Annotated in this window: 11 protein-coding genes; 5 read left to right on the plus strand and 6 right to left on the minus strand. The window is 71.6% G+C overall.

From position 1 onward, the window contains the following. Positions 1–83: 83 nt before the first annotated feature. The 3 genes from Sspor_RS39295 to Sspor_RS39305 form a co-directional block, all read right to left on the minus strand. Positions 84–581, minus strand: coding sequence for a hypothetical protein (locus tag Sspor_RS39295; RefSeq protein WP_202203389.1), 498 nt, complete (start codon positions 579–581; stop codon positions 84–86). Positions 582–583: 2 nt separating this feature from the next. After that, complete coding sequence (locus Sspor_RS39300; protein WP_202203390.1) at positions 584–1,126, minus strand: hypothetical protein; 543 nt, start codon at positions 1,124–1,126, stop codon at positions 584–586. 98 nt (positions 1,127–1,224) lie between these two features. Continuing rightward, positions 1,225–2,169 carry a methionyl-tRNA formyltransferase gene (locus Sspor_RS39305; RefSeq protein WP_202203391.1) on the minus strand — a complete coding sequence of 315 codons (945 nt, stop codon included), beginning with the start codon at positions 2,167–2,169 and terminating at the stop codon, positions 1,225–1,227. A gap of 253 nt (positions 2,170–2,422) precedes the next feature. On the opposite strand from Sspor_RS39305, the gene Sspor_RS39310 reads away from it, so the two are divergent. Continuing rightward, the gene (locus tag Sspor_RS39310; RefSeq protein ID WP_202203392.1) at positions 2,423–3,757 is read left to right on the plus strand and encodes a lysine N(6)-hydroxylase/L-ornithine N(5)-oxygenase family protein; all 1,335 of its coding nucleotides are present in this window, start codon (positions 2,423–2,425) and stop codon (positions 3,755–3,757) included. A gap of 12 nt (positions 3,758–3,769) precedes the next feature. Beyond that, complete coding sequence (locus Sspor_RS39315) at positions 3,770–5,329, plus strand: amidohydrolase (protein ID WP_202203393.1); 1,560 nt, start codon at positions 3,770–3,772, stop codon at positions 5,327–5,329. A gap of 23 nt (positions 5,330–5,352) precedes the next feature. Here Sspor_RS39315 and Sspor_RS39320 read toward each other — a convergent pair whose 3' ends face one another. From Sspor_RS39320 to Sspor_RS39330, 3 genes are all read right to left on the minus strand, one after another. Continuing rightward, the gene (locus Sspor_RS39320) at positions 5,353–5,502 is read right to left on the minus strand and encodes a hypothetical protein (RefSeq protein ID WP_202203394.1); all 150 of its coding nucleotides are present in this window, start codon (positions 5,500–5,502) and stop codon (positions 5,353–5,355) included. Between the two features lie 75 nt (positions 5,503–5,577). Beyond that, the gene (locus Sspor_RS39325; RefSeq protein WP_202203395.1) at positions 5,578–6,846 is read right to left on the minus strand and encodes a YhgE/Pip domain-containing protein; all 1,269 of its coding nucleotides are present in this window, start codon (positions 6,844–6,846) and stop codon (positions 5,578–5,580) included. Between the two features lie 194 nt (positions 6,847–7,040). Next, on the minus strand, positions 7,041–8,492 hold the full coding sequence (locus Sspor_RS39330; RefSeq protein ID WP_202203396.1) for a serine/threonine-protein kinase: 1,452 nt from the start codon (positions 8,490–8,492) through the stop codon (positions 7,041–7,043). 169 nt (positions 8,493–8,661) lie between these two features. Between Sspor_RS39330 and Sspor_RS39335 the strand changes: the two genes are divergently transcribed. The 3 genes from Sspor_RS39335 (at position 8,662) to Sspor_RS39345 (ending at position 12,550) form a co-directional block, all read left to right on the plus strand. Beyond that, complete coding sequence (locus Sspor_RS39335; RefSeq protein ID WP_202203397.1) at positions 8,662–10,629, plus strand: FHA domain-containing protein; 1,968 nt, start codon at positions 8,662–8,664, stop codon at positions 10,627–10,629. Positions 10,630–10,738: 109 nt separating this feature from the next. Continuing rightward, positions 10,739–10,993: a hypothetical protein gene (locus Sspor_RS39340; protein ID WP_202203398.1), complete on the plus strand. Its 255-nt coding sequence runs from the start codon at positions 10,739–10,741 to the stop codon at positions 10,991–10,993. A gap of 66 nt (positions 10,994–11,059) precedes the next feature. Further along, complete coding sequence (locus Sspor_RS39345) at positions 11,060–12,550, plus strand: hypothetical protein (protein WP_237404240.1); 1,491 nt, start codon at positions 11,060–11,062, stop codon at positions 12,548–12,550. Positions 12,551–12,584: the final 34 nt, after the last annotated feature.

The following is a 12,584-nucleotide window of genomic DNA, read 5'->3' on the forward strand; positions in this document are numbered from 1 at the left end:
GCAGCGTTTCTGCATCACTTCCGGCCCCGGGCCGCACCGCCCTGAGGATCCGCACAGCGGCGGATCCTCAGGGCGGTGCGGCCTCAGGTCTTGAGCAGGCGGTCGAAGAAGGAGCGGTACTGCTGGAGCGCCAGCCGCAGCTCTTCCGTGGCGACCTGTTCGCCCTGGTCCCACTGGCCTTCCAGGCCCTGCTTGCGGGTCGAGAAGGTCTGGGCGAGCGCCTGCATCACCTCGGCCACCAGCGCGTCCGCCGACTTGACCGCCTCCTGCGGATCATCCACGAACCGGCCCTGGATCTCGCTCCACGACCTGCGGTAGCCCTCCGCCTCCTCGCCGCCGAGCAGCGGTTCGTCCGCTGCCGGGGGCTGCGTGCCCTCGTGTCCCCGGGTCTCCTCCTCCGTGGCGCTGCCGTCGCCGCCCCGGATGTCAGCCGTCGCCTCACCCGGGTACGTGGGTACCTGCCGTTCCGCGTCGAGCCGGGTGTCCGGCGCGGGCGCCGCCGTCCCCGGGTTCGCGATGTCCTCCGTCGTCAGCTCGACACCGGCGGTCCGGTCCTCTTCCCTGTCCGTTCGGTTCTGCATGGTCACCTGCTCCTCTGGTCGTCGAGCAACTCCTCGAAGAGCGCGCGGTAGTGCACCATCGCTCCGCGGAGTTCCTCCGTCGTCGTCTGGCCCGTACCGCTGCGCACCTTGACGTCGTGCGCGGCGCGGTAGTGCTCCAGGGTCCGTCCGTGTTCGACCGAGAGATCTCGCACCTGACGGTCGAATCCCTCCGCGGGATACCCGCGCTCGCGCATCAGTCGCGTGATCAGCTCGTCGGCATCGCCGACGGAGCCCTCCGGCCGGTCCACGAATCGCTCCTGGACGCCGCTCCACTCCTGCGCGTACTGGTGACGCCGCTCCGTCGGGAGTTCCTTGAGTTCGAAGTCGGCGTGCCGCTCCTCGCGGCGGCGCAGCTCGCGCTCCGCCGACATGCGGCCTCCTGCGGCGTCCACGGTGCGGTCGTACTCGGGTCCGAACCTCTGCTGCAAGCGGCGTCGGCGGGACATCATCCACAGCCCGACGCAGAGTGCGACGACCACGACCGCGGCGATGACGATCACGGTGATGAGCATGCTGTTCGACATGGCTCGCCTCCATCCGGGCCCCATCGGCCCCTGCCACGCGGATGCCCGGCGCGCCGGGGGCCAAACGTAGGCCCCGGCAGGCGGTGCGAGGCCGTGGCTCAGCGGCTGGTCAGGTATCCGCCCATGGTGGTGAAGTAGTCGGTGGCGGGCATCTCCGCGCCGTCCTCGGTGCGTACCCGGGTGATGGCGAGGCCGTGGTTGCGCCCGGTGCGGGCATCGGCTCCGGCCACGATCACGACGCCTTCGCCTTCGCGGTAGAAGACGCGGCCGGGCGTGCCCCCGTACCGGCCCTCGGAGACGACGGCGGCCAGTACCTCCAGACGCTTGCCGCGGTGGAAGGTGAAGGCGGCCGGGTAGGGGGCCGACTGGGCGCGGACGAGTCGCTGGAGATCCTCGGCGGGCCAGTTCCAGTCGATGCGGATGTCCTCGGCCGACCGCTTGTGGAAGAAGCTGGCCTGCGACCGGTCCTGGCGGGTGAAGTCGGTCTCGCCGGCCGCGATCCGGCCGAGGGCGCCCACGGTGACCGGGGCGATCAGGTCGACGGTCTTGTGGAACAGGTCGGTGGCGGTGTCGGCCGGGCCGACCGGCACGGCGCGCTGGACCACGATGTCACCCGCGTCGAGCTCGTCGTTCATCAGGTGAGCGGTGACGCCCACTTCGGGCTCGTCGTTGATCAGGGCCCAGATCAGAGGGGAGAAGCCGGCGTACTTCGGCAGCAGCGAGTCGTGCACGTTGAGGGTGCCGTGCCGGGGCAGGTTGAAGATGCGCGGCGGGATCCACGTGCGCCAGTTGTTCGCGACGATGATGTCCGGTTCCGCCTCCTTGAGCCGAGTGAACAGCTCCTCGTCGTCCGGGCGGTTGCGGATGAGCACCGGGACCCCGTGATCGTCGGCGAGGTCGGCGACCGAGTCGCTCCAGATCTTCTCGTACGCGTGCTCGCTCTTCGGGTGCGTCACGACCAGAACGACATCGTGTTCGGACTCCAGCAGCGCCTGCAGGGTGCGGTGCCCCCACGTCTGATAGCCGAACATGACGACCCGCATGGGGTTCCTCCTTGGAGCGGCGACAGATTTCAAAATGAGTAAAGCAAGCCTTACCTAAGTGCGCAACGGCCCCTTTTTTGAAGACGGTTCGGCTCGAAATCGTGGAAGGCTCGATCTGATGTGCCCATCGACAGGCCCATCATGTCAGGTTAGCCTTGCCTAAGTTCTCCTCGGGTTCCGCTCCTTCGGCGTGCCCTGCCCCCGGTTCCCCCCATGCATGACAATCGGCTGCCCCCGCACGCTTGGGAGTGACATGTCACAGGATCTGCCCGATGATGCGCCACTGATCCACGACCTCATCGGCATCGGCTTCGGCCCCTCGAACGTGGCGATGGCGATCGCGCTCAGCGAGCACAACGCCGGCGTCGGACCGCAGGAGGCGGTCACCGCCCACTTCTTCGAGCAGCAGCCCCGCTTCGGCTGGCACCGCGGCATGCTCATCGACGACGCCACGATGCAGGTGTCCTTCCTCAAGGACCTGGTGACACTGCGCAATCCGGCGAGCGAGTACAGCTTCCTCTGCTACCTCCAGAGCAGGGGCCGCCTGATCGACTTCGTCAACCACAAGAACCTGTTCCCGCTCCGGGTCGAGTTCCACGACTACTTCGAGTGGGCCGCGGCCAAGGTCGACGACATGGTCTCCTACGGCTCCGAGGTCGTCGCCGTACGCCCCGTCCTGCGCGACGGAGCGGTCGAGTACGTCGACGTGACCGCCCGCTCCGGCTCCGAGCTCGTGGTCCACCGGGCGCGCAACCTGGTGATCGGCACCGGCCTGCGGCCGCAGATGCCGGAGGGCGTGGACCGTACCGAGCGGATCTGGCACACCTCGGAACTCCTCACGCGGGTCGCCGCGCTGGGCGGCGCGGACCCCTCCCGGTTCATCGTCGTCGGGGCCGGTCAGAGCGCCGCCGAGAACGTGGCCTTCCTGCACCGCACCTTCCCCCGGGCCGAGGTGTGCGCCGTCTTCTCCCGCTACGGCTACAGCCCCGCCGACGACAGCGGCTTCGCCAACCGGATCTTCGACCCCTCGGCGGTCGACGAGTACTTCACCGCCCCCGAGGAGGTCAAGCGCAAGCTGATCGAGTACCACGCCAACACCAACTACTCCGTGGTGGACATCGACCTGATCGACGACCTCTACCGGCAGGAGTACCAGGAGAAGGTCCTCGGGACCGAACGGCTGCGCTTCCTCAAGGTGTCACGGCTCGCGGACGTCACCGAGACCCCCGACCACGTACGCGTCACCGTCGAATCGCTGGTCACGGGGGAGAAGGAGGCCCTGGCGGCCGACGCGCTCGTCTACGCGACCGGATACCGCTCGGCGGACGGCCTCGGACTGCTCGGGGACGTGGAGAAGTACTGCCGGCGCGACGGCCTCGGCCGCGTCCGCGTGGCACGCGACTACCGTGTCGTCAGCGATCCCGGACTGCGCTGCGGCATCTACCTCCAGGGAGGAACGGAACACACGCACGGCATCACGTCCTCCCTGCTGTCCAACACCGCCGTCCGGGTCGGCGAGATCCTCCAGTCCATCGTCGCGCACGGCCGGGTACCGGTACCGGCCTCCCGCCCGGCGCCCACCCCCTGAGGACCCGCATCCATGCTCTGCACCAGGCTGACGAACGCCACCTTCCTCACCATGGACCCCGGGCACCCGGTCGCCCACGACCTGGGCATCTGGCACGGCCGCATCGTCGGCCTGGACGAGGCCGTGACCGCACTGCCCGCCCGCGAGGTTGTCGACCTCCAGGGCGCCACCGTGCTGCCCGGATTCATCGACTCCCACGTGCACCTGGCCTGGGCCGGACTCAAGGGGACCACCCCCAGCGTGGCACCCTGCGAACGCGTCGAGGACGTGCTCGCCGTCGTCGCGGAGGCGGCCGCCCGGAAGCCGCGGGGCGCGTGGGTGGACATCGGGGGCTACGACCAGCGGTCCCTCGGCCGCCACCTCACCGCCGCCGAACTGGACAAGGTCGCCGACGGCCGCAAGGTGTTCATGCTGCACGACTCGGGACACGGCTGCGTCGTCAACACCACCGTCCTCGACCTGCTCCCCGGCGAACTCGCCCACGGCGAGGGCTTCCTCGCCGAGAGTGCCATGACCGCCGCCCGCAGGCTGCGGCTGCCCTACGCCCAGGAGGAGATCGCCGACGCAGTCGAGCACGCCGGACGCGCCTGCCTCGCGGAAGGCGTCACCGCCTGCGCCGAGGCGGGCATCGGCGGCGGCCTGCTCGGCCACAGCCCGGTCGAGCTCGGCGCCTACCAACTCCTGCGCGACCAGGGGAGGCTGCCGCTGCGGGTCCAGCTCATGGCGTCCGCCGACACCCTGCGGCCCGTGGCCGCGCACGCCTCCGACGGGATCCCCCGCGCCCTGGACCTCGGCCTGCGCAGCGGCTTCGGCGACGACTGGCTCTCCCTCGGCGCGCTCAAGGTCTACACCGACGGCGGCATGATGGCCCGTACCGCCGCACTCACCCGCCCCTACGAAGGAACGGACCAGGCGGGGGAGTTCCAGGACAGCCCGGAGCGGATCACCGGCGTCATCGTCGACGGGCACCTCGCCGGCTGGCAGCTCGCCGTGCACGCCATCGGGGACCGCGCCGCCGACCTGGCTCTGGACGCCCTGGAGCGCGCCCAGCGGCTGCGCCCCCGGCCCACCGCCCGCCACCGGATCGAACACGCCGGTCTGATCCGCCCCGACCAGCTGGCGCGCTTCGCCCGGCTCGGCGTGAGCGCGGTGGTCCAGCCGAACTTCCTGCGTTCCTTCGGCGACGACTACGCGGCCGTGATGGGTCCGGAGCGGGCCCCCTGGATGTACCGGGGGCGGGGATTCCTGGACCACGGCGTCACCCTGGTGGGCAGCTCCGACCGCCCCGTCACCGACGGGTCACCGCTGCGGGCCGTCCAGTTCATGGTGGAACGGGCCTCCGCCTCCGGCCGCCTCATCGGGCCGGGCGAAGGCATCACGGTGGAAGAGGCCCTGCACGCCTACACCGTGGCGGGTGCCTGGGCCTGCCACTGGGACGACGAGGCGGGCACCCTGGCCCCGGGCCGGCGCGCGGACCTGGCGGTCCTCGGCGACGACCCGAGGCGGGTCGACCCCTCGCGGATCGGAGCCGTCGAGGTCGTCGCCACGTACGTCGACGGCAGGCCCGCCTGAGCTCTGCCGGCCGGCCGGACGCCTCAGTGCCGCCGCCCGCGCAGGCGGTTCAGCAGCCGGCCGGCCTGCGCGCGCTTGCGGGGGTCGGCGGCGGCCCGCCGGACCGATGCGACCGCCCGCCGGCCCTGCGGGCCGCGCGCGAACTGCTTGATTCGGGTCAACAACGCGGACATGACGCCTCCTTGGGGTTCTCACCGGCTCATGTACCCGGAGGCGGGACGGACATGTGCGCGCGGCCCCGCGGGTGCTCAGGCGGGCTGCGGCGTGAGCCGCTTGAGGCCCTTGCGGTCGTAGTAGGTGGTCATGGCGAAGCCGAACAGCAGGGCCAGGACCGTACCGACCGCGATCATGATCCAGGAGCGGGTGAGACCCGCGTCGCCGCGGGCGTCGAAGTAGAGGATCGCGCGGACTCCGTCGCTGAGCTGGCGCATCGGTTCGAAGTGGGAGAGGAAGCGGTAGAAGCCGGGGACCGCCTGCAGCGGGACGGTCGCACCCGACGACGGCAGACCCAGCACGATGAACACGAACATCGACACGAGCTGGCCGATGCCGCCGAACGCGGCGTTGATGGCCTGCACCCCCAGGCCGACGGCGAGGGCCGCGCAGTAGGAGTAGACCCACAGGAGGGGCAGGTGAGACGCGTCCATCCCGAGGATGCCGACGCAGGCCAGCATCACCAGGGAGACGCTGACGAGCGTGATGCCCGCGGTCATCAGCATCTTGAGGAGCAGCGTCTGGGTACGGCTGATCGGCACCGTCGGGCGGCGGGTGTGCCAGGGTCCGATCTCGTTGTCGGCGTAGCCGAGGGCGGTGTCGACGCCGTTGCTGATGACGTTGCCGCCCATGAATCCGGCCAGCACCAGCAGCAGGGTGTAGTAGAAGGCCGTCAGACCGAGTCCGCTGTGCGCGCCGATCGGGTGGCCGACCTGGGTGACGACCTCGACGGGGTCGGCCAGGAGCAGCTTCGCGGTCGGGCTCGCCTGGGCGCCGGCGGCCGCGGTGAGCTGTTCGCCGACGGTGCGGGACGCCCGGTGGGCGGCCTGCGTCGTGATCTGGCTCGCCAGCGAGGATCCGAGGCTGCCCTTGCCGGGGTTGGTGAGCACGGTGATGGCGGGCCGCTTCGTGGCGCCGGAGGTGGGGAGCGCCGCGACGGAGTCGGTGAAGCCGGCCGGGACCACCAGCGCGCCGTAGACCTTGCCGGAATCGAGCTGGTCACGGGCCTGGGCGAGGGTCAGCTCGCGCCAGTCCGCCTTGCCGCCCGCGGGGTCGGCGGCGATCGCGGCGGTGATCTGCGTACCCAGGTTCCGCTGCTGTCCCGGCGGCGGCTTGCCCGTGTCCTCGTTGACCAGGGCGATGGGCAGGTCGCGCAGTTCCGCGTTGGGGTTCACGATGCCGCCCATGTAGAGCAGCGACAGCAGCAGGGCGAGCAGCCCCGTCAGGATCGTGGGGACCAGCCACAGCTGGGGGCGGCGTACCAGGGCCGCGGCGGTGGCTTCGGGGGCGGCGGTCGGGGACATCGGTCTCCGTAGCTTCCCGGCGGGCCGGGATCGGGGGGTGGCGGGAGCGGCGGGGCCGCACGGCACCCTCAGGATGGTCTCCGGACCCGGGAAGGCCGCCGTACCCCTCGCGCTCCGGACGCGAACCCGCGTACGGGACCACCGGAACGGCCCACCGCCGGGGTCCGCCCACCGCGCGCCGGGCCGCTGCGGGGTCAGCCGGTGCAGGTGATCGAGAAGGGGACCGGGTTGGAGGTGGAGCGGACGGGGCTCTGGAGTTCCACGGCCATCCCGGTCGTCAGGGTGCCCGTCTTCGCGTATGCCGACAGGCGCACGGTGTCGTGCCTCTCGGGGTTGTCCCTGTCCCCGACCGTCAGGGTCCGCCAGTGCGGATCCACCACCGAGCCGTCGCCGGACACCCACCGGTAGGAGATCAGCGTCGGCTCGGACGCGGTGAAGGTCGCGGTGAAGGCCGGGGCCCGGCCTTCGGGGATCGGACAGCCGCCGGTGTAGGCCGTGTTGGCGCCCACCACCGACACCTGTACGCCCGCGCCACGGGCGGTGCCGTCACCGTCGCCGTCACCGGCGAACGCGTAGGCGAGCCCGCCGCCGATCAGTACGCACGCGGCCGTGCCGGCCGCGACGAAGGCCGCCGTACGGCGCTTGCGGCGCGGGGCGGCGACCGCGGCGGGCTCCCCGGGGGCCGCCAGGACGCCGGCCGCGCTCGTGGTGGCACCCGGATCGTGGGCGATGTCCCGCAGGGACGCGCTGACTTCGGCGGCGGGGGTCCGCTCCGCGGGCTCCTTGCGGAGCAGCCCGGCGATCACCGGGGCGAGCGGGCCGGCGCGGGTCGGTACCGGCGGTTCCTCGTCCACGACGGCCCGAAGGGTGCTGAGCGCGGTGTCCTGCCGGAACGGCGAGAGCCCCTCCACGGCCGCGTACAGCAGCACGCCGAGGGACCACAGGTCGGACTCGGGGCCCGAGAGGCGGCCCAGCGCCCGCTCCGGCGCCAGGTACTCGGGGGAGCCGACCAGCTCGCCCGTCATGGTGAGGGCGGTGCTGCCCTCGACCATCGCGATGCCGAAGTCGCCGAGGACCACCCGCCCGTCCTCGGCGAGCAGCACGTTCGCCGGTTTCACGTCCCGGTGCTCCACCCCGACGGCGTGGGCCGCGCGCAGCGCGCTCAGCACCTCCGCGCCGACGTGTGCGGCCTGGCGTGGGGTCAGCGGCCCCTCGGCCCGCAAGCGTTCGGCCAGCGATCGGCCGCGGATCAGCTCCATCACGATCCAGGGCCGGTCGTCCTGCATGACCACGTCGTGGACCGTGACCACGTTGCGGTCGGGTATCCGGGCCGCGGCCCACGCCTCCCGCTCCAGCCGGCCGTACATCCGCGTGATGTCACCGGCCCCCAGCCCGGCCGGTGGTCGTACCTCCTTGACGGCGACCTCCCGGTGCAGGGTCTCGTCGCGGGCCCGCCACACGGTGCCCATGCCGCCTTCGCCGAGCCGGGACAGCAGCCGGTAGCGGCCCGCGATCAGCCGTTCCGCGCCTGCCGTACCCGGCGCGGCCACGGCGGTGACCGGGTTCGTGGTGGTGCCCGCGGCCGCGCCTGCGGTGGTGGCCGTGAACGCGGTCTCCGTCACGGTCTCGGGATCTTCGTTGTACATGGGGGCGGTTCTCCCTCTGATGGCCAGCCGACGCGAACATCACGTACGGCCCCGACACCCGGTTCAGGGGGACTCAAAAGATTCTCAGAAATGGTTGAACCGAACACGTTCTCGATGGCGTGTTGCTGGCGTACGGGAAATCAGCGGCATCGTTTTCAAGGGGTGTGGAGTGCCATCGGTCATCGTGGGGCGCACGGGTCCGTTCACCGGGCAGAGCGTGGTCCTGGGCGGCGAGCCCCTCAGTTTCGGGCGCAAGAGCGACAACGGCGTCGTGATCGTGAGTCCCAGCGCCTCCCGGCTGCACGCCGAGATCCTCACGGAGGACCCCGGGTTCGTCCTCTACGACCGGGACAGCCGCAACGGCACGTACGTCAACGGCCAGCGCGTCACCCGGCATGTGCTGCGCCCGAACGACTGCATCCGGATCGGCGATGAAACGTTCCTTTATGAGGCGCAGGACTCCATGGAGACGGTCATGGACCTCTCCCTCCTGGACGTCCCCCGGGTCGCCACCGCGGACCCCGGCGTGCTGCGGGTCACCGTCACCGGCGGCGGCCCGGTCGGCCTCGCCTTCGCCCTGGCGCTCGACGAGATGCTGCCCGGCCGGACGGCCATCACCCTCTACGACGGGCGCTGGACCAGAAAGGGCTCCGCGGTCGTCTGGAAGGACGAGACCCAGGGCAACTTCCGCCGCCAGCAGGTGGTGACCGTCCAGAGCCGGCAGTACCTCGCCCTCTCCGAGGAGGTCCTCGGCGCCCTGTTCGGCGACGACGGCGCCTACTCCGAGATGTGGCCCGTCGGCCCGGACTCGGTCGACGGCCACCCGCCCCGCAACATCCGGATCGCCCACATCGAGGACCGGCTCCTGGAACTGGCCGGCCGGCGGCCGGCGATCCGTCTCGTCCCCGAGCGCTTCGACGTGACGGAGCAGCAGAACCGGCTCACCCGGGAACACGTCCTCGTGGTCTGCGAGGGCGGCCGCTCCCGCACCCGCGAGCACTACGCCGACCGCTTCGGCGCGGCGGACGCCTCGATCTACTCCCTCGACGGCGAACACCTTCAGGACGTCGTGCTGGGACTGCGGGTCAAGTCGAGGCTGCCGGACCCGATGAGCGTGCTGCTCACGGTGTCGCAGAACCGCTTCCTGCTCAACTCGCTGCGCGGCGAGGGCTTCCTGAACATGCGGCTCACCCGGGAGGAGGCCAGGAACGTCATCGGCATCGACCCGGTGCGTCACGTCTTCGAGGAGTGCATCGCCGCCCGCCCCTGCCTGATGAGCCGGCAGCAGGAGGACGGCGAGTTCCGCTGCCCCACCCACGGCACCCTCTTCCTGCCCGCCCTGCTGCGCGGTTCCCCGCTGTGGAAGGAGATCCGGCAGGGCCTCGGCCTCTTCGGCGTGGCCGAGGAGGACCTGTCGGCGATCACCTCGTTCCGGCTGGACATGGTGCAGCGCCCGCGGTTCACCGCGCAGCTGTACCGGCCGACCGCGACCAGCCCCGGTACCTTCGGCTTCCTGCTGGGCGACGCGGCCAACGCCATCCACTTCTGGCCCGGCCGCGGCCTCAACAGCGGCCTCGCCTCGGCCAGTTCGCTCGCCCGCTCGCTCAGCCGCGCCTGGCAGGGCAGGCCGCTGCGGGATGCCGACTTCATCCGCCACGAGGCCGCCATGTCCATGCTCCAGTACCGGCACAAGAGCCGGGCCTGGAACGCCATGGTGACCACCGACGACCAGGGCGTCACCCGCGCCATCAAGGACGTCATCGCGCGCAGCACGGAGGCCGGTGCCGGTGCCGGTGCCGACGGCGGCGGTGGTACCGGCGCCGGCGCGGACGGGAGTGACCTGGACGCGCTGCTGGAGCGGATGGCCGGTATCCGAGACCGGCTGGAGTCCCGGCTGCCAGGCCTGCCCACGGACGCGGAACTCCGCTCCCACCTCTCCTCCATCGCCCCCGCCACCCTGCGCACCCTGCGGGAGAGCGGCGCCTGGGACACCCTGATCGTCGGCGGGGAGGAGGCCGACATCGACCTCTTCTACCAGTCGGACTCCCCGGTCTTCGTACCCCGCCCGGCCGACCCCCGGAGCGCACCGGCCCCGGCCGCCGTCCGGCCTGAGCTGGGCGTCAGCCTCGGCAGATGACTCCTGCCCGGCTTCCGGAGGAACAGCCGCCGAAGGTCGTCACCCGCCACCGCGACGGGGTGATCCACGCCTACGTGCTGGACCCTCACACCCTCGGGGCGGTGGAGCGGTGTTCCGGCCGCGCGCGGGCGACGAGGCCGAGGAGGAGTGGTTCCGCCACCACCTGGTCGACGGGCGCACGGGCGCACCCGGCGGCGAGATCACCCTCGGTGTGACCAACCCGTACGAGGGGACCCCCCTGGGCGACGGCTCCTGGCTCACCGGAGGTCACGACGGCCATCCCGTCCGCCGGTCCCGCACGTCGCCGCCGTCCGCGCAATCCGGTGACACGTTCCCGTCGGGCGTGGAGAATCGGACGCAGTGACGTAGGGCCGAGGGGCGGGGGGCGCTGATGGGTCGGGCACTGCGCGTGGGGATCGTGGTTCTGCCGGTGGGGTTCGTACTCTGGTACGCCTCGTACTACACGACGATCGCGGTCTGGGAGTTGCGCAAGCTCTTCGCCTGGTTCGCCCTGCCCCTGCTGGCCGCGGCGGCGGTCCTGGTGGGCCGGCTGCTGGTGGGATGGCTGCGGCGGCGGGCGGGGCACGGCACGGGCGGCGGCGACACCGCCGTCGTCCTCGGATGCCTGGGCGCCGTCGTCGGGCTGGGCCTCACCGTCGGCTGGCTGGTGTACGGCTCGTACCTGCAGGACCGCGCGTACATGGCCACCGCGCAGGTCGTGACCGAGCCCGTACCCGCTCTGGCGGCCCGGGTGCCGTATGTGGCGGGCAAGGCACAGGCGGCCCCGCATCTGGGCGATGTGACCGGCGAGATCTCGGACATCACGTACCTGCCCGACTCGGACCGGTTCGCCACGCTGGTGGAACGGCGCGGCTGGCTGGCCGGGTACGAGGTCGGCCTCGTGCAGGACGTCCCCCTCGGCGGTGAGAGCCGCAGCCAGGAGCGCTGCCCCTTCGACGTGTCACGGGCGGACGCGCGGATCAGCGGCTGGTTCACCCACAATCTCGGCAGGAAGATCTCGGCCGAGAGGCGCTGGGTGCGGTTCGAGGCCGACGACGCCTACGTGACCTGCTCGAACGGCACACCGGTCGTGGTCGTCCCGCTCAAGCGGCAGACCGGAATCCTCGTGGTGACCGAGCGGCCGGCCGGGGTCGCGCTCTACGACGGCCGGACCGGAAAGCTCACCGTCACCACCGATACCGCCGCCGTCCCCGGCCCGTCCTATCCGATCAGCCTGGCCGCCCGCCAGCGGGAAGGAACCGCCGCGGTGGGCGGCTTCAGCGACTGGTGGTTCGAGCGCAGCGGATGGGACGCCTCCGAGGACGGCGCCAACGAGGGCAACGAGTCCGAGTTCACCCTGCGGTACGGCGAGGAGCCCGGGCGCAGCGCGTACGTCACCCCGCTCACGCCGCAGGGGGAGGCCAGTTCGGTCGTGGCCGTGTCGACGGTGCCCACCCGTCACCAGGGCGGCGGGCTGGCCCCGATGACCGTCCACCGCCTCGACCCGGCGTGGTCGTCCCCGAAGGCGCTCGTCGCCCTGATCAAGGCGGAGTACCGGGACGTCTGCTGCTACAACGACGACCAGGTGTTCGAGGTCGTGCCCACCGGGGGCGGAACGTGGACCGCGACCGTCGGCAGCGAGCAGAACGTCCGCTACCGGGTGGAGGGGAAGGGCCAGGTGGGCGGCCGTGAGGCGACCTGCCTGAAGGCCGCCGACGGAGCGCTCATCCGGTGCGCGTACGTGGTGCCGGGATCGCCGGAGGAACAGGAACTGGCGCGCCGGGAGCAGCAGAAACGGCAGCAGGCGGACGCGAAGCCCCCGGGGGATCCCGGCGATCTCACCGGCTACACGAACGAGCAGCTGGCCGAACTCCAGCGCCGGATGACCGAGGAGATCGGCCGTCGGCTGAAGACCGGCTGAAGGCCGGCTGAGACCGGCGGACCGGTCCGATCCG

It is taken from the genome of Streptomyces spororaveus (assembly GCF_016755875.1).
GTDB lineage: Bacteria > Actinomycetota > Actinomycetes > Streptomycetales > Streptomycetaceae > Streptomyces > Streptomyces spororaveus.